Raw genomic sequence first — 19750 nt, 5'->3', positions numbered from 1 at the left:
TTTTACTCGATCAAACGTGAGCCGAGGGCGCCAAGTCCGAAGGCGGCAGATGATTTTTATGCAACCCACTTTTTACGTACACTCTTTATGAAACCTGCAAAAGAAATTCGTGTTGGCAACATCATTATGGTTGATAGCAAGCCTATGATCGTGTTGCGTTCTGATGTCAACGGTTCGAGCCGCACGGGCTTCACTTACAAATGGAAGATGAAGAATCTTCTGACCAACAGCCCGCTGGAAAACGTGTTCCGCGGCGACGACAAGTTCGACGTCGTCGTGCTGGATAAGAAGCCAGTGACCTACTCGTACTTCGCCGATCCACTGTACGTCTTCATGGATTCCGAATACGAACAGTACGAAATCGAAGAAGAGAACCTGGGCGATGCACTGCATTACCTGAAGGACGGCATGGAATGCGAAGCGGTGTTCTACGACGGCAAGGCCATCTCGGTCGAGCTGCCAACCACCATCGCCCGCCAGATCGTCTACTCGGAGCCTGCGGTCAAGGGCAACACTTCGGGCAACGTCCTGAAGGAAGCCAAGATCGAAAACGCGATCGAAGCCCATCAGCACATCGTTCAAGTGCCGCTGTTCGTCAGCCAGGACGACGTCATCGAGATCGACACCCGCACCAACGAGTACAAGCGCGTCGTGCGCAACTAAGCACCTCGTCGCAACCGCCACGTTCCGCCCCGCGCGGGACGCGGGCGACAGAAGCACGCCAGGCTTTGCCGGCGTGCTTTTTTTACGCCTGCGGATTCGCCCGGCCGCCGCGCGCCAGACCAATGTTTCTTTTGCTATACGTGATCTTGAAGAATGTTCTATTCTTAGTAGCAATTTTGTTGTTTGGAAACCTTCTTGCTGGTAAGCTATTCGCACGCAATTGCGGATACTTGATACAAGCACTCACGAGGATGGCATGGATCGCAGGGATTTCGTTCGGATTGGGCTGAACGCCGGGACCACGGCGGGGGCCAATCGCGCGCAAGGGGCGGCGGCGACGCTACCCAAGCTGCCGCCTAAACTGGGCGCCAGCCCGATCCTCGACGCCGGTGTGCAGGAACAGCAGGAATTGATGCAGGCCGGTAAATTGACTTCGCACTGGCTGACCTCGCAATACCTGGCCCGCATCAAGACCATCGCCGGCGGCGCCCGCCACGGCGGCATCATCGACATCAATCCCGAGGCGCTGAAGATCGCGCTGGAGATGGACCGCGAGCGCGCCCTTAAGCGCCTGCGCGGCCCGCTGCACGGCATTCCCGTTCTACTCAAAGACAATATCGCCACCGCCGACCGCATGGCCACGGCCGACGGCACGCGCGCCACGCACGATGCCCACGTGGCGGCGCAGCTGCGCGCGGCCGGCGCCGTCATCATCGGCAAGACCAATCCGGGCGAGCGGGGCGGCGCGCCGGCCGAGGACCTGTTCAACGGCCTGGGCGGGCAGGGCGCCAACGTCTACCCGCGCGAGCGCTACGCCGGCGGCGCCGGCGCGGCCATCGCCGCCGGCCTGGCGACGCTGGCGGTGGGCACGGAAAACGACGGTGTCTGTGTGGCGCCGGCCTCGTTCTGCGGCCTGGTCGGCATCAAGCCGACGCAGGGGCTGGTCAGCCGCAGCGGCATCGTGGCGCACACGCTGCGCCTGGACACGCCCGGCCCGCTGGCGCGCAGCGTGGCCGACGCCGCGCTGATGCTGGCGGTGATGGCCGGCGTCGACGCCGCCGATCCGGCCACCCGGGCCAGCGCCGGCCGGGTGGTCGACTACAGCGCCGCGCTGGACAAGGCCGGCCTGGCCGGCCGCCGCATCGGCGTGGCGCGCGATTTTTTCGGCCGCAGCGAGGAGCTCGACCTGGTCATCGGCGACGCCCTGCAGGCCTTGCTGCAGCAGGGCGCGCAGCTGCTTGACGTGCATCTGGGCGGGGCGCAGCGGCAGGACGAGCCGGCGCTGCGCGACATCGACGAGTTGATGCGCGAGCACCGCCTCGACGCGCTGGTGGCGCCGTCGTGCGCGCCGGCCGCGCTGGCCGACTATCCGCACATCACGGTGCCGGCCGGGCAGGCCTGCGGCCGGCCGGTCGGCCTGTCCTTCGTCGGCGCGGCCTACAGCGAGGCGGCGCTGATCCAGATGGCCTACGCCTTCGAGCAGGCCACGCTGCATTGGCGCGCGCCGAAGTATCCGGCCAGCGTGCTGCTTAATATGCGCTGAGGTGCTTGTAGAAGAAGGTGGTGCCGCACGGCTCGCCGTTGGGCATCAGCGCGAACTGCGGCACTTCGCCGACGCGCTGCCAGCCGGCGCGTTCATATAGCCGTTCGGCGTCGCCGCCGCTCACCGTGTCGAGCACCAGCACCGACTTGCCCGCGTCGCGCGCCGCCGCGTCGATTCCCTCCATCAGGCGCTGGGCGACGCCGTTGCGGCGCGCCCGGCGGTGCACCAGCATCTTGGCGATGTCGGCGCGGTGCGGCTGGTTGTCGGGCTGGGCGGTGATCATCTGCACGGTGCCGACGATGCGGCCTGTGTCGTCCTCGGCGGCCAGCAGCACGCGCTCGCCGCGCGCCACGCCGCCGGCCACGTCGCGCCAGAAGGCCAGGGCCTTGGCGCGCGCAAGCGGCAGCATGAAGCTGACCGAGGCGCCACCCTCGACACAATCGATCAACACGTCGGCGAGCGCGTCGATGTTGGCGGCGGCCGCGTCGGCGTCGAGGCGGCGGATGTTGATGGTCATGCGGACCTCCTGTTTGGGCTAAAGGGTTGCGGCGCCAGCGCGACCAGATAGCGCGCCGCCGTGCTGCCGGGGTTGTGGTAGACGATGGGTTGGTCCAGGCGCATGGCCAGGCAGTCGCCGCTCTCCAGGCGCCATTGTTGGTCGCCGACGCTCATCTCCATCACACCCGCGATGATCCAGACCTGCTGGTAGATGTCGACCTCGCGCGCCAGGCCGTCGTAGGCAACGCGCTGGCCGGCGGGGAACTCTACCTCGACCAACTGCAGCGGCGAGCGTGCCGCCGGCGACAAGTTGCGGCGGCGGTAGCCGGAGGCCGGGTCGGTCCATTCGGCTTGCTCGGCGCGGCGCGACACGGGCGACGGTTCGCCGGCCGGCGGCTGGGCAGGCTCGAACAGCGAGGCTAGGGCGACGCCCAGGCCGGCGGCGAGCTTGTTGAGCAGGGCGGCGGTGGGGCTGCTTTCACCCCGCTCGATCAGCGAGATGTTGGAGCGGCTGACGCCGCTGAGCTTGGCCAGCGCCTCCAGCGACAGGTTCTGTGCGTCGCGCAGTTCGCGCACGCGCTGGGCGATGATGGTGTTGATGTCCATGGTGTCCATTAATGTGGAATTTGTTGTCTAGTATATTGGAATTTGTGAGGTGGTCAAGTGGCTACTGGGCATGCTCCGCAATCTGGCGAGGCTCGGCGTACCCGCCGGAAAAATTGAGGGTCAGACCCTAGGGTCTGACCCTGGGTTCTTGCCGGTGGGTGGTTTTGCAGCCGCTGGCGCCTTGGCTTCAAGGCATGCGGCTCAGTCGGCGCGGTGGCGCCATTCGTTCAGGTAGTGCTGCGGGGTGTGGCCGAGGATGCGGCGGAACATGGCGGTGAAGGCGCTCGGGCTGGCGTAGCCCAGCGCGGCGGCGATGCGCGCCACGCTCTCGCCGCGCGCCAGGCGGCAGAAGGCGTCGGCCAGGTGCACCTGCTGCACCCATTGGCGGAAGTGCAGCCCGGTCTCGCTGGGGAACAGGCGCATCAGCGTGCGGCCGCTGGCGCCGGCGCCGGCGGCCAGCTCGTCGATGCGGTGGCGCCGGCCCGGCTCGCGCACGATGGCGTCGCAGACCGCCAGCAGGCGGCGGTCGCGCGGCCAGGGGATGGCGATCGGCACCGTCTCGGCGGCCTTCAGCGCGTGCAGGATCAGCGCCGCCAAGTGCTCGCCGGGGCCGGGGATGGGGTACTCGATCGGCTCGGCCACCAGCGCCAAAATCAGCTCGCGCAGCAGCGCGCTAACCTCGATCACCTTGCAGCCGGGACCGAAGGCGGCCGCCGCGCCGGCTTCGATGTAGAGCGTGCGCATGCGCACCGTGCTGTGCATGTTCAACTCGTGCACCACGCCGGGCGCGATCAGCAGGGCGCGGCGCGGCGGCAGCATCCACACGCCGAACTCGGTGCTGACCCGCATCACGCCGTCGATGGCGTACAGCAGCTGCGCCCGTTCGTGGCTGTGTGGCGGGATGTGGCTGCCGTACTCCTGGTCCTTGTGCATGGCGGTGATGACGCGCGGGACGCGCTGGTAGTCGCGCGCGTCGCGGCTGCGCGGTGTGACGGCGTGGGCGGCGTTGCTGGCGTTGGCTGCGGCGGCGATGGTGGGCATGGCGGTGCTGTGCCAGTAATGGCAGTTGGGCGACGATTGTTGGAACTTGCGTTCGGCACGGCCATATTACACTGCACCGGGCGGCAAAGTCCACGCTACGCCGCAGGCCCCTTTCATCACCAATCGCCAAGTTATGACCACCTCCAGTTCCGCACTTTCCCGTTCCCAGCCCGGCGCCGACTCCCCGGCGCCGGCCATTCACGCGCCGGCCGGCGCCGTCATGCGCATCCTCGGCGCGGTCGCCTTCGTCCACCTGCTGAACGATCTGGTGCAGGCGATGCTGCCGTCGATCTATCCGATGCTGAAGGCGCAGTTCGGCCTCAGCTTCACCCAGGTCGGCCTGATCACGCTGACCTTCCAGTGCACCGCCTCGCTGCTGCAACCGTGGATCGGCCTGTACACCGACCGCCGCCCCTTGCCCTTCCTGCTGCCGCTGGGGATGTGCTTCACGCTGGTCGGCGTGTTGATGCTGGCGCTGGTGGACAGCTTCGCCACGCTGCTGGTGGCGTCGGCGCTGATCGGCGTCGGCTCGTCGACCTTCCATCCGGAGGCCTCGCGCGTGGCGCGGCTGGCCTCGGGCGGACGCTTCGGCTTCGCCCAGTCGCTGTTCCAGGTGGGCGGCAATGTCGGCTCGGCGCTCGGGCCTTTGCTGGCGGCGGCGGTGATCGTCGGCCGGGGGCAGGGCAATATCGCTTGGTTCGCCTTGCTGACGCTGCTGGCGATTGTGGTGCTGGTCCGCGTCAGCCGCTGGCACAGCGGGCATTTGGCCGGGCCGGCGCGCAAGGCCGTGGCGCCGGCCGGCCCGCCGTTGACGCGCGGCCGCGTGGTCGGCGCGCTGGCGGTGTTGGCGATGCTGGTGTTTTCCAAGTACGTCTACATGTCCAGCTTGAGCAGCTACTACACCTTCTATTTGATCGACCGCTTCGCGCTGTCGGTCGGCTCGGCCCAGCTGTATCTGTTCCTGTTCCTGGCGGCGGTGGCGGCCGGCACCTTCGCCGGCGGGCCGATCGGCGACCGGGTCGGACGCAAGCGCGTGATCTGGATATCAATCCTCGGCGCGGCGCCGTGCACGCTGCTGCTGCCGTATGTGGATTTGTTTTGGACTGGCGTGCTGTCGGTGGTGATCGGCTTCGTGATCTCGTCGGCCTTCTCGGCCATCGTGGTGTTCGCGCAGGAGCTGGTGCCGGGCAAGGTGGGCATGATCGCCGGGATCTTCTTCGGCTTGATGTTCGGCGTGAGCGGCATCGGCGCCGCCGCCATGGGGCATATCGCCGACGTGGCCGGCATCGCCTATGTCTACAAGCTGTGCTCCTACCTGCCGCTGCTGGGGGTGTTGACGGTGCTGTTGCCGCACATCGAGCAGCCGGCCAGCGTGGCTGGCCGGGCTTGATGGCGCTAGGTTTTTAGAACCTCCCAACGGCAAAGAGCCAGGGTCAGACCCTAGGGTCTGACCCTCGTTTGTGCCGCTGGGCTTTGTTGGCGAACCGGGGCTGCCGGCTTATGCTTCGATGAAGCGCATTTTGAAGTTGCGGCCCTTGATGGCGCCGAAGTCGCCGCCCAGCGGGTTGTTCTTGGCCAGGCGCTCGAAGGCCTGGTGGGCGACGCGGCGGTCCAGCGCGACGTAGCTCATGAACTCGAACACGTTGATCTTGCCGACCTGTTCCTTAGTCAGGCCGGCGTCGCCGGTCAGGGCGCCGAGCAGGTCGCCCGGACGCAGCTTGTCCTTCTTGCCGCCCATGACCACCAGCGTCATCATCGGCGCCGGCTCGGCGACGGCGTACTCGTCGTCCTCGATCTCGTCGAGCTTGTGCCATTCGACCGGCGCCTTCTGGTACTCCTCGATCAGCTTGACCCACTTCTTCTCGTTGGGCGCGCACAGCGACAGCGCCAGGCCCTTCTCGCCGCCGCGGCCGGTGCGGCCGACGCGGTGGATGTGCACCTCGGTGTCCTTGGAGACGTCGACGTTGATCACCGCCTCCAGGTTGCTGATGTCGAGGCCGCGCGCGGCGACGTCGGTGGCCACCAGCACGGAGCAACTGCGGTTGGAGAACAGCACCAGGATCTCGTCGCGCTCGCGCTGTTCCAGCTCGCCGTACAGGGCCAGCGCGGAGAAGCCCTGGCTGCGCAGCTCGTCGGCCAGTTCGCGGCAGTGCACCTTGGTGTTGCAGAAGGCCAGCGCCGAGACGGGCTTGAAGTGGGCCAGCAGCTTGGCGACGGCGCCGTTGCGCTGGTCGAAGCCGATCTCGTAGAAGCGCTGCTCGATCTGGCTGTTGTCGTGCTGCGCCTGCACCGTCACCTCGAGCGGGTTGACCAGGAAGGAGGCGGTGGCGCGGCGGATGTCGTCCGGGTAGGTGGCCGAGAACAGCAGCGTTTGGCGGCGCGCCGGGCAGGCGCTGACGATGCCGGCGATCTCGTCGTAGAAGCCCATGTCGGTCATGCGGTCGGCTTCGTCGAGCACCAGGGTCTGCACCTTGGACAGGTCGAGCGTGTTGCGGCCGAGGTGGTCGCGCAGGCGGCCTGGCGTGCCGACCACGATGTGGGCGCCGTGCTCGAGCGAGGCGATCTGTGGGCGCATCGGCGAGCCGCCGGTCAGGGTCAGGATCTTGATATTGCCGGCACTGCGGGCCAGGCGGCGCAGCTCGTTGGCCACCTGGTCGGCCAGCTCGCGGGTCGGGCACAGCACCAGCGCCTGGGTGGCGAACCAGGCCGGGTTGAGCTTGTGCAGGATGCCGATGCCGAAGGCGGCGGTCTTGCCGCTACCGGTCTTGGCCTGGGCGATCAGGTCGCGTCCCTCCAGCACCGCCGGCAGGCTCTGTTCCTGGATGGTCGTCATCTTGTGGTAGCCGAGCAGGTCGAGGTTGGCCAGGAAGGCGGGCGTCAGCGGCAGGCTGGAAAAGGAATCTGTAGTCATGGTGGCGGACCGGGTAAAGAGGGGATGGGGCACAGTCTAACAGGCTGGATGCAGCTGCGGCTGCGGGCCTTGGTGCAATGGGTGGGCAGCCGCGCGCGGCGGCTGCGCCGGACGCTAGTTGGGCGCCCAGACCGGCAGTCCGGTCAGGTCCAGCGCGTCGTCGCGGGTCCAGACCGGCAGGCCGGAGTTGTCGGTCGCCTCGAGCAGTTCGAGCTGGACCTGTTTCATGATGGCGCGCTTGCCGCGCGGTCCGGTGCCGCGCTTGGGCTCGGGCTCGAGCGGCGCCGCCGGGCTAAAGCCGGGCAGGTCGAACGTCGCGTTGTCTTTTTTATCTCTCATTTCAGAACCTCATACCCATTGCCCGCGGCGGCTGGCGCAATGGAGCGTCCCCGGCCGGCGTGGCGACGCCGGGGGACGCTTGAACAAGGCGGCGCGTAAAATGCGCCGCACAAAACAAAAGCCCGGCTGCAGCAGTCGGGCTCGGTAAATTTTTAGTGGACGCAGTGTATCACAAACCGTTTTGGCCGTGGGGGGGGGGCGGGCCGGCGCCGGCCGCCGGTAGCGGCCGCGCCGGCGCCGGCCAGTACGGCGCCGCCCATTGCCGCGCCTAGCGGAAGCTCAGCGCGGCGGTCAGGTCGCCCGGCGGCAGTGCGCCGCGTTCGGCGAAGGCGGCGTTGCGCACGGCCAGGCCCTGCAGCAGCGGCAAGTCGTGCAGGCGGGTGATCAGGCGCAGGATCGAGGTGGTGTCGTAGAAGCTGTGGTCGACCTGGCCCTTCTTGGCGAACGGCGAAACGACGATGGCCGGGATGCGCGAACCCGGACCCCAGCGGTCGCCCTTGGGCGGCGCGACGTGGTCCCACCAGCCGCCGTTTTCGTCGAAGGTGATGACGATGACCATGTCCTGCCATTGCGGCGACTTCTTCAAGTGCTCGATGACGTTGGCGATGTGCTGGTCGCCGGACTCGATGTCCGAATAGCCGGCGTGCAGGTTCAGGTTGCCCTGCGGCTTGTAGAAGCTGACCGCCGGCAGCTTGCCGGCCACCGCGTCGGCGAGGAACTTGTTGGAGATCGGGCTGTCGCCCAGGCCGCCGTCGCGCAGGTGCTCGGCGCGCGCGGCGGTGCCGGGGGCGAACTGCTTGAAGTAGTTGAGCGGCTGGTGGTGGAACTGGAAGTTCGGCTTGGCGCCGCCGCCGCGCGCGTCCAGTGCCGCCTGCCAGGCGCCGCCGTACCAGGCCCAGCTGACCTTTTTGGCCGACAGCAGGTCGCCGATGGTGTCGTAGCTTTGCGGCGGCAGCGTGCTCGGGTCGAGCGGGTCGGCCAGGTTGGCGTCGCCGCCGGCCGCCGGGCGCACGTAGCTGGGCTGGTAGGGCGGCGCCATGGTGTTGACGGCGTAGCCGTCGGGCGTGATGGCGCCGCCGTCGTTGACGAAGCTCGGCTTGCCGTCCAGCGCGGACGGCGGGCAGTCCGGCGCCAGCTTCAGGCGGGTGCCGGTGGGGCCGTCGGCGAGCACGGCGATCTTCTTCTTGGCCGGCGTTTGCGCGGCGTTGAAGTATTCCGGCGTGCGGCCGCTGACCAGGAACTGGTGGTTCAGGTAGGAGCCGCCGAAGGCCGCCATGAAGAAGTTGTCGCACAGGGTGAACTGCTCGGCGATCTTCCACAGGCCGAGGTTTTTGCTGGTTTCGCCGTAGTAGCCCATGACCATGCCGCCGGTGTTGCCCCAGGCGGCGAAGCCGTCGTTCTTGCCGCCGTTGATCTGCATTTGGTTGTGGTAGAACAGGTGCCACAGGTCGCGCGTGATGACCGCCTCCGGCAGCGGCTTGCCCTCGGCGTCGACCAGCTTGAAGGGGGCGTTGGGCAGGCCCTGCACCTGGTCCTCGTTGAGCACGTACTTCTTGCCGCCGATGTCCTGCGGCGTCGGCACGATGCCGCCCCAGACCTTGGGCAGGGTGGGCAGCACGCTGCCGTCGCGATCCTTTTGCGCGCTGGCGGCGGCCGGCACGGCCGACAGCGGCGAGGCGACGCCGGGGAAGTTGGCGAACAGGTTGTTGAAGCTGCGGTTCTCCAGGTAGATCACGACGACGTTCTTGACGTGGGCCTTGAGCTTGGCGTCGAGCGAGCCCTTGGCCAGCTTGCGGGCCGGGGCGGCGTCGGCCATCGCGGGCAGGGCGCCGACCAGGCCGGCGGCGCTGGCGGCCTGGAAGATGCGCCGGCGCGAGGGATTGCTGGGTTGGTCGGCAGTCGGGTTCTGCTGGTCGCGGTCTTGGTCCTTCACGCACTTCTCCTCGGGTGGTTGGGCTGGCGGCGGGCGGGTTGGCGGCCGCGCCGGGCAAAGCAGGATTGTGACAGTTTGTCATAAATGAGGAAAGTGAAATGCTGCTGTTTTGTCCTGTTGACAAGAGGATGGTGAAATCGGCGAGCTGGGTTTGGCGGATTGGCTCGCTGTTTGGCGGGGTTCGATCAAATGTCGGGTCTGGATGGCGTGGCATGCTGTGCGAATCGCCCTGCGGTACTGCCGGTTGAAAAATGCAGGTGGCCGGCGTAGTGTTAAAGAACCCGTCGCCATGGAGGTGAGTACCATGCCTATAAAAATCAAAGCTCTCAAAATGAAAGATCGAATTTCGCCGCGAAAAGGTGACGTCAAGAGGTCGCTACCTGCTGATAATGATTCCTCCGAGCAACCAGATGTTGTACGGCCGGCCCCGTTCAAGCCTGTTTTCTCCAAAGCGTTTTTTGAATTTATGGATGAAATGGACATCCAAACTCGACAGCGGCGTGAGGAGGCGTTGCGGATTATCCGGGCGCACAAGAAATGAGATTTTTGCTGGACACGAATGCGATTATCGACTTGGAAAGGGGGGATGAAAACTTGCGGCGACAAATTTTTCGATACCCCAAGACCTCGATCGTGACGAGCTCGATTGTTGTTACTGAATTCACTATCGGCTTCTATTTGAAGCATAGGCAATCTAAGTCGGCAAGGATCGCGCTCACGCGAGTTTTTCAACAGTTTTGTCCTTTGCCTTATGACCATGAGGATGCCCAGGAGGCGGCAAACCTCATTGTTCAGAACGGCCTGGTTCATCGGCAAGACCTCTATCGCGACATGATGATCGCGGCCCAGGCCAAACGGCGCGGGCTTGTCGTTGTAACGAACAACACCAGGGACTTCTATCTGGCAATTGGCGTCGGGGTCGCCAATTGGAAGGTGGCGTTGTGATGCCGCAGAGTTACTTACTGGGCAATGATAGAATTTGCGGCCCTACAGTTCGCGCTTTGTCGCAGAAGGCCATCCCATGCAAGCTTCGCCGCTCAATTTCGCCCAGCCCGTGCTGGACGCGCAGACCATCCAGGACGTTTCGGCGGTGCTGCAGTCGAACTGGATCGCCACCGGCCCCAAGGTGGCGGCGCTGGAGGCGGCCTTGTCGGCGCGCTTTGGCGGCCGGCCGACGCGGCTGCTGACCTCGGCCACCGGCGCGATGGAGGTGGCGCTGCGGGTCTGCGGCATCGGCCCCGGCGACGAGGTGATCACCAGCGCGCAGAGCTTCTTCTCGACCATGAACATGATCGTCAAGGTCGGCGCGCGGCCGGTCTTCGTCGACTGCGTGCTGCCGTCGCGGGCGATCGACCTGGCGCAGGTGGAGGCGGCCATCACGCCGCGCAGCAAGGCCATCATGCCGACCCACTTCCCGGGCAGCCTGGTGGACATGGACGCGCTGTACGCGCTGGCGCGCCGCCACGGCCTGCGGGTGATCGAGGACGCCGCGCTGGTGCAGGGCTCCTGCTGGAACGGGCAGGCGGTTGGGGGCTTCGGCGACATCGCCACCTTCAGCTTCCACCCGAACAAGAACATGACCACCATCGAGGGCGGCGCCATCGTGCTGGCCTCGGAGGACGAGGCGAAGCGGGTCGACATCGAGCGCTTCCACGGCATCGCCCGCCTGCCCGACGGCACGCGCGACGTGGTGGCGGCCTGCGGCAAGTTCAACATGTCGGACGTGTCGGCGGCGATCGGCCTGCGCCAGTTGGCGCAGCTGGACGGCTTTTTGGCGACCCGCGCGGCGCTGGTGGCGCGCTACTTCGAACGCTTCCCGGCCATCGCCGGCGCCATGCTGCCGCCGCGGGGCATGGCGCGGCAGAGTTGGAACATGTTCTGCGTGATGCTGCCGTTCGAGACCATGGCGCTGGACCGCAAGCAGGTCCGCGACGCGCTGCAACAGCGCGGTATCGCCACCGGCATCTCCTACGAGGCGCTGCACACCACCACGCTGGGCCGGGGCCTGGGCTACGCCGAGGGCGACTTCCCCAACGCCGAGCGGGTCGGCCGGCAGACGGTGACGCTGCCGCTGCACGCGGCGATGACGGCGGCCGACGTCGACCGGGTCTGCGCCGCCGTGGCGCAGATCGTCGCCGGCTAGCTGCGGCGCGCCACCCCGCCGGGAGGGCTCAGATGCGGTGCGGGAAGCGGGCGCGCAGCGCGGCGACGAACTTGGCCGAGATGGCGGCGAAGCCGTCCGGCGTTGGGTGCAGCTCGTTGGCCCACTGGCCGGCCGTCAGCGTGCCCTGGGTGGGCACGTGGATGAAGTCGGCGTGCTGGCCCTGCAGCTCGGTGAGCAGGTCGGCGAAGCGGCTCAGCAGCTGCTTGACGATGCCACGGCCGGTCTCCTTGTCCCAGCCGCGGTCGTCCAGTCCGGGCTTGAGCCAGGGGCCGACGGTGCACACGCCGACGCCGCTGGGGATGGCGTGGTCGTAGCTGTGGACGAAGATGGGGATGCTGCGGTGCTGCGCCTGGGCGACTTTGTCGCGCGCCAGGATCAGGTCCTGGTAGGCGGCCTTGACGATGCCGAGCACGGCGTCGACGCGCTCGCTCTGCAGGCCCCGGGCGGGGTCCTTGTGGACCACGGCGGCGTCGGCCAGCCAGAGGCGGAACTGGTCGCCGGCCAGGTCGTTGCCGCCGCCGGAGAACAGGATGGCGTCGTACTGGCTGCCGTCGTCGCCGGCGTTGAGCTGGGCCAGCAGGCGGTGCAGCTTGGTCACGCCGAGCATGTCCTCGGCGGCCTCGCCGTAGTGGGCCAGCGACAGGATGATGGGCGACAGCGGCATCGCCTTGAGGTTGGCGATCACGTCGCTCGGCGCGAAGACGGGCAGCGGATAGTCGAACCAGCTGTCGCCCTGGGCGATCAGGTTGAGCGGCGCGGTGCCGAGCTGGTGGGTGGCGCTCTGCATCATCGCGCTGCGCTCGAAGCGGGCGCGGTGGGCGGCGACGCGGCGGTCCAGCTCCAGCTGGATGGCTTCCTTCTGTTGCGTGTAGGCGTTGGGTGCGGCGGCTGCGGTGGTGGCCATGGCGAAGCTCCGGTGGTGGCGCCGGCGACGGGCGCCGCGGTTGTGCGGGCGGGCGTTGTCAATATCGACATGGCAGAATATACAGGGTCGGCGCGCGGATAGATGCGCGGATTGTCACGGGCGGCGGCGCTCGGCGGGGCACTGGAAATGTTCGGTGCCGTGCTGCCGGTGTGCTGCCGAATGTTGTTATCATGTTTGCAAAGGCCTCGCGGCGGGCGGTGGCCGGCCGCCGCTTATGCAGCGGTGAAACTCTGGCTTGCGACAAATATGGGATTGGCGATGGCGATGCGATTGACGATAAGTGGGCGGGTGCAGGGGGTTGGCTATCGCGCCTCCCTGGCCGAGGAGGCCGTATCCCTGGGACTCTGCGGCTGGGTGCGCAACCGGCGCGATGGCTCGGTGGAGGCTTGTTTTGATGGCGACGAGGCGGCAATCGATGCGCTCGTTCGCTGGGCAAGACGTGGGCCGCCGGCCGCCCGGGTAGCCGATGTCTGTATTGAGGATGTTGCGACGCCGTTGCCGTCGGATAGGGGGTTCAGGATTTTGCCGACCTTGTAACGGGACGGGGAATGGTCGGCCGAAGCCACTGCATGCAAGTAGCTATTGACGGGATAGCTGGCGGCGGTCTTATGAGGCCATTCTTGTACAGTAGGAATATGTTATCCTTCTGATTATATTTTTCAATCCACGCCGTTGCCTTTGATAGCCCGGGGGCGACATTTTCTTTCTGAATTCGTCGCCCATGCTGAAGATTCTAGGTAAGTCGTCATCGATTAATGTTCGTAAGGTTCTGTGGACCTGCGTGGAAATCGGGCTACCTTTCGAGCAGGAGCTTTGGGGCTCTGGCTTCAAGGCCACCGATGTTCCCGAGTTCCTCGCGCTCAACCCAAACGGAATGGTGCCCGTCATCACCGATGGGCCCGTCACGCTATGGGAGTCCAACACGATTTGCCGGTATCTGGCAGTCAAACACGGCCGCGCCGACCTGCTGCCTGCCAATCCAATAGAGCGTGCCATGGTAGAGCAGTGGATGGATTGGCAGGCGGGGGAGCTCAACAACTCCTGGCGTTATGCGTTCATGGCGTTGGTTCGAAAAAGTAACTCGCACAAGGACCCTGCGGCAATCGCCAGCAGCATTGTTGCTTGGAACCGGCACATGGGTATTCTTGAGAATCAGCTGTGCAAAACAGGCCGGTACGTTACCGGGCCGGCTTTTACGCTGGCGGATATTGTTCTTGGCCTGTCTGTCAACCGATGGGCCATGGCGCCAATGCAACGACCAGACTTTCCAGCAATCTCGGCGTATTTGGAGCGGCTCGGCCAACGTGACGGGTGCCGATTGCATTGTTGCAATGGCGAGGTATAGCGGCAGTGCTGGCCATTGTTGCGGCTTCTCGATGGCGGTGAACGTGGGCTTCTTGCGCCGTGTTGTTCGTCTTCGGCCGAATGCGGACATCTACCCCACGTCAAGGTTGCTGTTCGAAATCCATGGTTTCGACATCGTAAATCCAATGCCAGCTATCGGCCGACTGTTCTTTGCCATCACGGGAAGGTCAAGTCCAAACCGATACTCCTGCTAAGGACGAAGGTGGCGAGCACCAGGCCCAGGAGCGATAGCGTGAAGACTGCGGCCACCTTGCCGCTCGCGCGTAGCACCGCGCGCCTCTCCTTCTTGTCTTGATCGAAATGCCACTTGATGGCGAAGAACATGCCCGTGCCGAGCACGAGGGCCTTGAACGAAGCGAAGACTATAGGGATCCAATCCATCATTTTGAGTATTTCCAGGCTATTACTTGACACTATCTATTGTGAGGAGCATTTCCTCAAAACGCTGCTTCAGCAGCTTCATTTTTTGTTCAAACCAGCGAAGCCAATTCAATCTTGCATTATAGCCGCGCCGCATAACGTCCGCTTTGGGGGGCGGAAGTCTAGTTTGCCTGCGCCGCAAATTCAAAGCCGGCTCGAATCACGCAGTCCAGAACGTGAAAAAGCCGTTGAATCCTTGCGGAATCAACGGCTTTTTTAGATCTGGTTGCGGGGACAGGATTTGAACCTGTGACCTTCGGGTTATGAGCCCGACGAGCTGCCAGACTGCTCCACCCCGCAGACGAATTATATACAGGGCGGGACGGATGTGCAAGGGAGAAATAAGAAATGCTTATACTTCGCCCTTTTCATTAAGCGCAGCTTATGCCGTGGCGGCGCCCAGGCGCCACAGCGAGGTCAGCTCGGCGGCGCGGGCGGCGTGCAGCGGGTCGCTGGCGTCGGCGGCGCGCGGGTGGACCGGCTTGATGTCGTTGCGGCCCAGCACGGCCAGGCCGGCGGCGGCGATCCAGCCGAGCAGCTCGTCGCGGGTGCGCAGGCCGAGGTGCTCGGCCAGGTCGGACAGGATCAGCCAGCCCTCGCCGCCGGGCGCCAGGTGCTCGGCCAGGCCGTTGAGGAAGCCGCGCAGCATGCGGCTGTCCGGGTCGTAGATGGCGTACTCGATCGGCGAGCTGGGGCGGGCCGGCAGCCACGGCGGGTTGCACACCACCAGCAGGGCGCGGCCCTGCGGGAACAGGTCGGCCTCGAGCAGCTCGACGGTGCCGTCGAGGTCGAGGCGGGCCAGGTTTTCGCGGGCGCAGCGCAGCGCGCGCGGGTCCTGGTCGGTGGCGATGACGCGGGCCAGGCCGCGCTTGGCCAGCACGGCCGACAGCACGCCGGTGCCGGTGCCGATGTCGAAGCCGAGCGTGGCGCCCTTGGGCAGCGGGGTGCTGGCGACCAGCTCGACGTATTCGCCGCGCACCGGCGAGAACACGCCGTAGTGCGGGTGGATGCGGCCTTCCAGCGCCGGGATCTCGACGCCGGTGCGGCGCCATTCGTGGGCGCCGATCAGGCCGAGCAGCTCGCGCAGCGAGGCGATGAAGGGCTCCTCGCCACGGCCGTAGGCCTCGTTGCAGGCCAGTTGCACCTCGGGCGCGCGGCGCAGCGGGATGGTGTAGTCGGCCTCGAAGGGGATCAGCAGCATGGCCAGGGTGCGGGCGCGCTGCGACTGGGCCTGGCGGTGCAGGTGGAAGGCTTCGGTCGGGTTGGCGGGCGGCTTGGCCGGCTTGGCCTTCTTGCCCGGCTTGCTGTGCTTGTGGTCGGCGCGGCGCGCCAGCGCCTGCAGCAGCTGGCGGGCGTTCTGGAAGTCGCCGCGCCAGAGCAGGGCGGTGCCCTCGCAGGCCAGGCGGTAGGCGACGTCGGCGGTGGTGCGGTCGTCGGCGATGACGACGCGCTTGGGCGGCGCCATGCCGCTTTCGGAGCGCCAGCGCGCGCTGTGCTCAACGCCGTTTTCGGTCCAGTGGATTTGCGGCGTCGCGCCTTGCGGGGCCATCATTGCGCCACCTGCGTGGCATGGAGGGGGCGATGGGCGAGGTCTTGGACGGGCATGTTTGGGGCAATCGAAAGGAATAGGGTTGCGGCGAAGGCGCCGGCGGTGCTGGGCACGGTCGCGGCGCTTCGAGGACGGTGTCGCTATTATACGTGGGGCGGACGGGGGCGGAGTGTCGATGGCGCTGGCGGCCGGTGCGGGCGCGGCTCGTTTTTGGGAAGCCCAAGGCGCGAACCTAGGGTCGGACCCGGCGCGCCAAGGCGGGGAGTCCGACCCTGGCTTTGTGCCGCCGGGTCTTGCCGGCGTAGCCGGCGCCTTGGCCCGGTGCCAAGGCCGGCGGGCTTGGTCAGGCGGAGGTGCTGGCCGGCGCCGTTGCCGCTGCCGTCGTTGCGGCCGGCGTGGAGGCGCTCAGTGCCGGCGGGGCGGAAGGCGCGCCGGGCTGGGTGGCGTAGGAGTCGGCCAGCGCCTTGGCGCGGCTTTCGGCCGTGTTGGGCGGGGCGTACAGGTCGAGCGGGCTGGGGCTGTCGATCAGCTTGAGCAGGCGCAGCGTCAGGCTGCCGCCCTGGCCCTGGCTTTGATCGCCGCCGGTATCCTGGGCGCCGGATTGGCCGAGGCCGGCGGCGCCGCCGAGCAGGTTGGCGGTCAAGTCCTGGCCGATCAGTTTGAACAGGTCGAGCAGGCTGCCGGGGAAGTCGATGTTCGGCAACTGCACGGTCGGCAGCGTGTCGGGCTTGGCGTCGTTGGCACTATTGCTTGCCTTGCCGTGGCTGTCGCCGGCCTTGCCGTGGTTGTTGGCCTGGCCATTGTTGGCGGCGCCGGTGCTCTGGCTGATGCCGCCTTCGATCCTGGCCTCGTACTGCACCTCGACCTCGAACTCGAACTTGCGGCCGTCGGCGGTGGTGATGGTGCCTCTGCCGAGGAAGTGCGAGCTGTCGGTGAGCTGGAAGGCGGCCGTGTCGCTGCTGCCGTTCGGCCCCGAGCTGTGCTGCACCAGCGCGCCGTAGCTCGACGAGGTGTCCAGGCTGACGGAGTCGAAGGAGATCTGCGCGCCCTTGGCGGCGTCGCCGAACAGCGACTGGGCGAAGCTGCCGAGCAGGTTCTGCGCCAGGTCCACGGTGGCGTTGCCGACGCTGTCGACGCGCTTTTGCAGGTCGATGCCGCTGCGCGACAGCGTGACGTCGTTGCCGAGCGGGGCGAGCTTGGTGGCTTTGGCGCCGTTGGCGGCGCCGCTCTTGCCGTCGTCCTGCGGCAGCAGCGCGGGCAGGGTGGAGCGGTAGGGCTGTGCGCCGAGGGCGGGAATGGTAGACATGGCGGCTTCCGGGGGGAGTTGTAGTGGATACAACGGCAGGGCGCGGGATTACTTGAGGGGTGGGCGTAAAAAAGCGGTTCTTTTTGGATTGGCGGGTGGCCGGCCTTACCCCTCGGGCAAAGGGGGCTGACCCCGTGCGGGGTCAGACCCCGGGGCGCATCGGGGTGCGGGGCAAAAAGTGGCGCTGCGCGGCGGCCGCAGTTAGTGGTGGTGCGACCAGCTGCCGTCGGCCGATTCGAGGTAGGACTGGACGGCGTCCTTCTGGCCGGTGGCGTGGCGTTTGACTTCGCCGCACTTGCAGATGCCCTGGTAGGGCTGGATGTGCGAGCAGGCCGACACCTTTTGCAGGAAGACCTGCACGGATTTGGCGCACTTGGCGCATTTGAAGGTGAGCGTGCGTGGTGCTTTTAACATGGTGTTTGGGTTTTCGGGCAAAGGGGCGATTTTATCACCTGCGTTGCGGCGCGGCGTCGGCGTCCGCTGTGGCGCCGGCCGGCCAGCCGGCGCGCACGGCGTCGACAAAGGCGCGCAGCGCGGGCGGCATCTGCCGGCGGCTGGGGTAGTAGAGGAAGTATTGGGACGGCGCGGCGGCACAGTCCTCCAGCAGCGGCAGCAGCCGGCCGGCGGCGATGTGGGCGGCGGCGTCGGCCTGGTACAGGTAGGCCAGGCCGGCGCCGTCGAGGGCGGCGCTAAGCATCAGCTGGTCGTCGTCGAACAGCAGCGGGCCGTTGACGGCGACCGAGAAGCTGCGGCCGTCCTGCGCGAACTCCCAGGCGTAGCGGCTGCCGCTGGGGAAGCGCCGGCCGATGCAGTTGTGCCGCTCCAGCTGGCGCGGCGTGGCCGGCGCGCCGTGCGCCGCCACATAGGCGGGGGCGGCGACGACGACGAAGCGTTGCGGCGGGCCGAAGGGGACGGCGATCATGTCGGCGGCCAGGCGTTCGCCGAAGCGCACGCCGGCGTCGAAGCCGGCGCCGACGATGTCGAGCAGGCCGTCGTCGGTGACGATCTCCAGCTGCACGCGCGGGTAGGCGGCGGCGAAGCGGCCCAGCATGGGGGCCAGCAGCAGGCGGGCGGCGGGGCGCGGCAGGTTGAGGCGCAGGGCGCCGGCCGGCACGTCCTGCAGGCCGTCCAGCTCGGCCAGGGCGTCGGCGATCTCGCCGATGGCGGGCAGCAGGCGGGCCAGCAGGCGGGCGCCGGCCTCGGTCGGCGTCACGCTGCGGGTGGTGCGGTTGAGCAGGCGCACGCCGAGCCGCTCCTCCAGCGCGCGCACGGTGTGGCTCAGCGCCGAGGCGGAGACGCCCCGTTCGACGGCGGCCTGGCGGAAGCTGCGCAGGCGGGCGACGGCGGCGAAGGCGTCGAGTTCGTGCAGGTCGGTCATGGATTGATGAATTTTACTCAGTAGTGCGTGCAGAATAAGCCATCTTATCTAATCAAACAAGGCCGCGCATACTGGCCGCTCCATTCAATACAAAAGGAGTTTACTGTGATGAAGACGCGCACATTGGGTTCGACCGGCTTGTCGGTGTCGGCCATCGGCCTGGGCTGCATGGGGATGAGCTTTGCCTACGGCGGCGCCGACGAGGCGGAGTCGATCCGCACGTTGCACCGCGCCGTCGAGCTGGGCGTGACCATGTTCGACACGGCCGAGGTGTATGGCCCCTACGCCAACGAGGAGCTGCTGGCGCGCGCCCTGTGCGGGCTGCGCGGCAAGGTGAGCATCGCCTCCAAGTTCGGCTTCCGCATCGGCACGCAGGGGCAGGGCATGCAGCGGGTGACCGGTGTCGACAGCCGCCCGGAGCAGGTGCGCGCGGCGGTCGAGGGCTCGCTGGCCCGGCTGGGCGTGGAGAGCATCGATTTGCTGTACCAGCACCGGGTCGATCCGGCGGTGCCGATCGAGGAGGTGGTCGGGGTGATGGCCGAGCTGGTCCGCGAGGGCAAGGTGCTGCACCTGGGCTTGTCGGAGGCGTCGGCCGACACGCTGCGGCGCGCCCACGCGGTGCATCCGATCGCCGCGCTGCAGTCCGAGTATTCGCTGTGGAGCCGCGAGGTGGAGGACGAGGTGCTGCCGGCCTGTCGCGAACTGGGCGTAGGCTTCGTGCCTTACAGCCCGCTGGGCCGGGGCTTCCTGACCGGCCGGCTGGGTTCGACCGAGGGCTTGGCGGCGGACGATTATCGACGTGGCCTGCCGCGCTTCCAGGACGCGGCATTGCGCGCCAACGCGCCACTGGTGGCGCGGCTGGAGCAGCTGGCCGCCGCGCGCGGCGTCAGCGCGGCGCAGCTGGCGCTGGCCTGGTTGCTGGCGCAGGGCGAGCAGATCGTGCCGATTCCCGGCGTGCGCCGGCTGGCCAATCTGGAGCAGAACGTGGCCGCCGCCGAGCTGGTGTTGAGCGCGGCGGAACTGGCGGCCATCGCCGCTGCGGTGCCGGCCGGCGCGGTGCGCGGCGCGCGCTACGGCGAGCAGGAGATGGCCATGGTCGGCCTGTGAGG

21 protein-coding genes and 1 tRNA gene are annotated in these 19750 nt (G+C 67.0%); 9 read left to right on the top strand and 13 right to left on the bottom strand.

What is annotated here, in order from left to right; genetic code table 11:
• Nucleotides 1-87: 87 nt before the first annotated feature.
• The gene (locus BM252_RS10260; RefSeq protein WP_093387109.1) at nt 88-663 is read left to right on the top strand and encodes an elongation factor P; all 576 of its coding nucleotides are present in this window, start codon (nt 88-90) and stop codon (nt 661-663) included.
• A gap of 256 nt (nt 664-919) precedes the next feature.
• A complete protein-coding gene (locus tag BM252_RS10255; RefSeq protein WP_093387106.1) occupies nt 920-2206 on the top strand; it encodes an amidase family protein in 1287 nt (428 codons plus the stop codon).
• Here BM252_RS10255 and BM252_RS10250 read toward each other — a convergent pair.
• The 3 genes from BM252_RS10250 to BM252_RS10240 form a co-directional block, all read right to left on the bottom strand.
• Nucleotides 2193-2723, bottom strand: a complete 531-nt coding sequence (locus tag BM252_RS10250) for a GNAT family N-acetyltransferase (protein WP_093387103.1) — start codon at nt 2721-2723, stop codon at nt 2193-2195. The two genes, BM252_RS10255 and BM252_RS10250, sit on opposite strands and share 14 nt — an antisense overlap.
• On the bottom strand, nt 2720-3310 hold the full coding sequence (locus BM252_RS10245) for a helix-turn-helix domain-containing protein (RefSeq protein WP_093387304.1): 591 nt from the start codon (nt 3308-3310) through the stop codon (nt 2720-2722). The genes BM252_RS10250 and BM252_RS10245 overlap by 4 nt, the downstream gene beginning before the upstream one ends.
• A 201-nt stretch (nt 3311-3511) precedes the next feature.
• Entirely contained in the window at nt 3512-4351 is an 840-nt protein-coding gene (locus tag BM252_RS10240; protein WP_093387101.1) for an AraC family transcriptional regulator, read from the bottom strand.
• A gap of 220 nt (nt 4352-4571) precedes the next feature.
• Between BM252_RS10240 and BM252_RS10235 the strand changes: the two genes are divergently transcribed.
• The gene (locus BM252_RS10235; RefSeq protein WP_245774189.1) at nt 4572-5741 is read left to right on the top strand and encodes an MFS transporter; all 1170 of its coding nucleotides are present in this window, start codon (nt 4572-4574) and stop codon (nt 5739-5741) included.
• Nucleotides 5742-5849: 108 nt separating this feature from the next.
• Here the strand turns inward: BM252_RS10235 and dbpA are convergent, their stop codons facing one another.
• The 3 genes from dbpA to BM252_RS10220 all read right to left on the bottom strand — a co-directional run bounded on the left by dbpA (nt 5850) and on the right by BM252_RS10220 (nt 9534).
• Nucleotides 5850-7262: an ATP-dependent RNA helicase DbpA gene (dbpA, locus tag BM252_RS10230; RefSeq protein ID WP_093387095.1), complete on the bottom strand. Its 1413-nt coding sequence runs from the start codon at nt 7260-7262 to the stop codon at nt 5850-5852.
• Nucleotides 7263-7376: 114 nt separating this feature from the next.
• Nucleotides 7377-7601 carry a hypothetical protein gene (locus BM252_RS10225; protein WP_093387093.1) on the bottom strand — a complete coding sequence of 75 codons (225 nt, stop codon included), beginning with the start codon at nt 7599-7601 and terminating at the stop codon, nt 7377-7379.
• A gap of 268 nt (nt 7602-7869) precedes the next feature.
• Nucleotides 7870-9534, bottom strand: coding sequence for an acid phosphatase (locus BM252_RS10220; protein WP_245774182.1), 1665 nt, complete (start codon nt 9532-9534; stop codon nt 7870-7872).
• Nucleotides 9535-9751: 217 nt separating this feature from the next.
• On the opposite strand from BM252_RS10220, the gene BM252_RS30000 reads away from it, so the two are divergent.
• The 3 genes from BM252_RS30000 (at nt 9752) to BM252_RS10210 (ending at nt 11677) form a co-directional block, all read left to right on the top strand.
• A complete protein-coding gene (locus BM252_RS30000) occupies nt 9752-10075 on the top strand; it encodes a hypothetical protein (protein WP_139236396.1) in 324 nt (107 codons plus the stop codon).
• Nucleotides 10072-10479: a PIN domain-containing protein gene (locus BM252_RS10215; protein ID WP_093387089.1), complete on the top strand. Its 408-nt coding sequence runs from the start codon at nt 10072-10074 to the stop codon at nt 10477-10479. The genes BM252_RS30000 and BM252_RS10215 overlap by 4 nt, the downstream gene beginning before the upstream one ends.
• Before the next feature lie 76 nt (nt 10480-10555).
• On the top strand, nt 10556-11677 hold the full coding sequence (locus BM252_RS10210) for a DegT/DnrJ/EryC1/StrS family aminotransferase (protein WP_093387087.1): 1122 nt from the start codon (nt 10556-10558) through the stop codon (nt 11675-11677).
• A 28-nt stretch (nt 11678-11705) separates the two neighbouring features.
• Here BM252_RS10210 and BM252_RS10205 read toward each other — a convergent pair whose 3' ends face one another.
• Nucleotides 11706-12602, bottom strand: a complete 897-nt coding sequence (locus BM252_RS10205) for a hypothetical protein (protein WP_093387084.1) — start codon at nt 12600-12602, stop codon at nt 11706-11708.
• Between the two features lie 102 nt (nt 12603-12704).
• Between BM252_RS10205 and BM252_RS32110 the strand changes: the two genes are divergently transcribed.
• Together BM252_RS32110 and BM252_RS10195 are read left to right on the top strand one after the other, a co-directional pair.
• A complete protein-coding gene (locus tag BM252_RS32110) occupies nt 12705-13160 on the top strand; it encodes an acylphosphatase (protein WP_313872847.1) in 456 nt (151 codons plus the stop codon).
• Between the two features lie 184 nt (nt 13161-13344).
• Nucleotides 13345-13968 carry a glutathione S-transferase family protein gene (locus BM252_RS10195; RefSeq protein WP_093387082.1) on the top strand — a complete coding sequence of 208 codons (624 nt, stop codon included), beginning with the start codon at nt 13345-13347 and terminating at the stop codon, nt 13966-13968.
• A 176-nt stretch (nt 13969-14144) separates the two neighbouring features.
• Here the strand turns inward: BM252_RS10195 and BM252_RS10190 are convergent, their stop codons facing one another.
• From BM252_RS10190 to BM252_RS10165, 6 genes are all read right to left on the bottom strand, one after another.
• Nucleotides 14145-14372: a hypothetical protein gene (locus BM252_RS10190; protein WP_093387079.1), complete on the bottom strand. Its 228-nt coding sequence runs from the start codon at nt 14370-14372 to the stop codon at nt 14145-14147.
• 259 nt (nt 14373-14631) lie between these two features.
• A tRNA-Met gene (locus BM252_RS10185) sits at nt 14632-14708 on the bottom strand.
• An 82-nt stretch (nt 14709-14790) separates the two neighbouring features.
• A complete protein-coding gene (locus tag BM252_RS10180; protein ID WP_425442286.1) occupies nt 14791-15960 on the bottom strand; it encodes a methyltransferase in 1170 nt (389 codons plus the stop codon).
• Nucleotides 15961-16300: 340 nt separating this feature from the next.
• The gene (locus BM252_RS10175; protein ID WP_245774181.1) at nt 16301-17263 is read right to left on the bottom strand and encodes a hypothetical protein; all 963 of its coding nucleotides are present in this window, start codon (nt 17261-17263) and stop codon (nt 16301-16303) included.
• Nucleotides 17264-17464: 201 nt separating this feature from the next.
• Nucleotides 17465-17677, bottom strand: a complete 213-nt coding sequence (locus tag BM252_RS10170; protein ID WP_093387293.1) for a hypothetical protein — start codon at nt 17675-17677, stop codon at nt 17465-17467.
• 34 nt (nt 17678-17711) lie between these two features.
• Complete coding sequence (locus tag BM252_RS10165) at nt 17712-18641, bottom strand: LysR family transcriptional regulator (protein ID WP_093387077.1); 930 nt, start codon at nt 18639-18641, stop codon at nt 17712-17714.
• 108 nt (nt 18642-18749) lie between these two features.
• Here BM252_RS10165 and BM252_RS10160 point away from each other — a divergent pair, with 108 nt between their 5' ends.
• Nucleotides 18750-19748: an aldo/keto reductase gene (locus BM252_RS10160; RefSeq protein WP_093387074.1), complete on the top strand. Its 999-nt coding sequence runs from the start codon at nt 18750-18752 to the stop codon at nt 19746-19748.
• The last annotated feature ends 2 nt before the right edge of the window (nt 19749-19750 follow it).

This window comes from Rugamonas rubra (assembly GCF_900114705.1).
Classification (GTDB): Bacteria; Pseudomonadota; Gammaproteobacteria; order Burkholderiales; family Burkholderiaceae_D; genus Rugamonas; species Rugamonas rubra.
The sequence above is the reverse complement of the archived record's forward strand: the minus strand, read 5'-3'. Positions and strand labels throughout refer to the sequence as shown.

Bases quoted from the DNA above. Each gene is read 5' to 3' on its own strand.
- BM252_RS10170 (WP_093387293.1), bottom strand. From the start codon at position 17,677: ATGTTAAAAGCACCACGCACGCTCACCTTCAAATGCGCCAAGTGCGCC.
- BM252_RS10195 (WP_093387082.1), top strand. From the start codon at position 13,345: ATGCTGAAGATTCTAGGTAAGTCGTCATCGATTAATGTTCGTAAGGTT.
- BM252_RS10260 (WP_093387109.1), top strand. From the start codon at position 88: ATGAAACCTGCAAAAGAAATTCGTGTTGGCAACATCATTATGGTTGAT.
- BM252_RS10210 (WP_093387087.1), top strand. From the start codon at position 10,556: ATGCAAGCTTCGCCGCTCAATTTCGCCCAGCCCGTGCTGGACGCGCAG.
- BM252_RS10175 (WP_245774181.1), bottom strand. From the start codon at position 17,263: ATGTCTACCATTCCCGCCCTCGGCGCACAGCCCTACCGCTCCACCCTG.
- BM252_RS10160 (WP_093387074.1), top strand. From the start codon at position 18,750: ATGAAGACGCGCACATTGGGTTCGACCGGCTTGTCGGTGTCGGCCATC.
- BM252_RS10240 (WP_093387101.1), bottom strand. From the start codon at position 4,351: ATGCCCACCATCGCCGCCGCAGCCAACGCCAGCAACGCCGCCCACGCC.
- BM252_RS10165 (WP_093387077.1), bottom strand. From the start codon at position 18,641: ATGACCGACCTGCACGAACTCGACGCCTTCGCCGCCGTCGCCCGCCTG.
- BM252_RS10180 (WP_425442286.1), bottom strand. From the start codon at position 15,960: ATGATGGCCCCGCAAGGCGCGACGCCGCAAATCCACTGGACCGAAAAC.
- BM252_RS10225 (WP_093387093.1), bottom strand. From the start codon at position 7,601: ATGAGAGATAAAAAAGACAACGCGACGTTCGACCTGCCCGGCTTTAGC.
- BM252_RS10250 (WP_093387103.1), bottom strand. From the start codon at position 2,723: ATGACCATCAACATCCGCCGCCTCGACGCCGACGCGGCCGCCGCCAAC.
- BM252_RS10235 (WP_245774189.1), top strand. From the start codon at position 4,572: ATGCGCATCCTCGGCGCGGTCGCCTTCGTCCACCTGCTGAACGATCTG.
- BM252_RS10245 (WP_093387304.1), bottom strand. From the start codon at position 3,310: ATGGACATCAACACCATCATCGCCCAGCGCGTGCGCGAACTGCGCGAC.
- BM252_RS10255 (WP_093387106.1), top strand. From the start codon at position 920: ATGGATCGCAGGGATTTCGTTCGGATTGGGCTGAACGCCGGGACCACG.
- BM252_RS32110 (WP_313872847.1), top strand. From the start codon at position 12,705: ATGCGCGGATTGTCACGGGCGGCGGCGCTCGGCGGGGCACTGGAAATG.
- BM252_RS10215 (WP_093387089.1), top strand. From the start codon at position 10,072: ATGAGATTTTTGCTGGACACGAATGCGATTATCGACTTGGAAAGGGGG.
- dbpA (WP_093387095.1), bottom strand. From the start codon at position 7,262: ATGACTACAGATTCCTTTTCCAGCCTGCCGCTGACGCCCGCCTTCCTG.
- BM252_RS10205 (WP_093387084.1), bottom strand. From the start codon at position 12,602: ATGGCCACCACCGCAGCCGCCGCACCCAACGCCTACACGCAACAGAAG.
- BM252_RS10190 (WP_093387079.1), bottom strand. From the start codon at position 14,372: ATGATGGATTGGATCCCTATAGTCTTCGCTTCGTTCAAGGCCCTCGTG.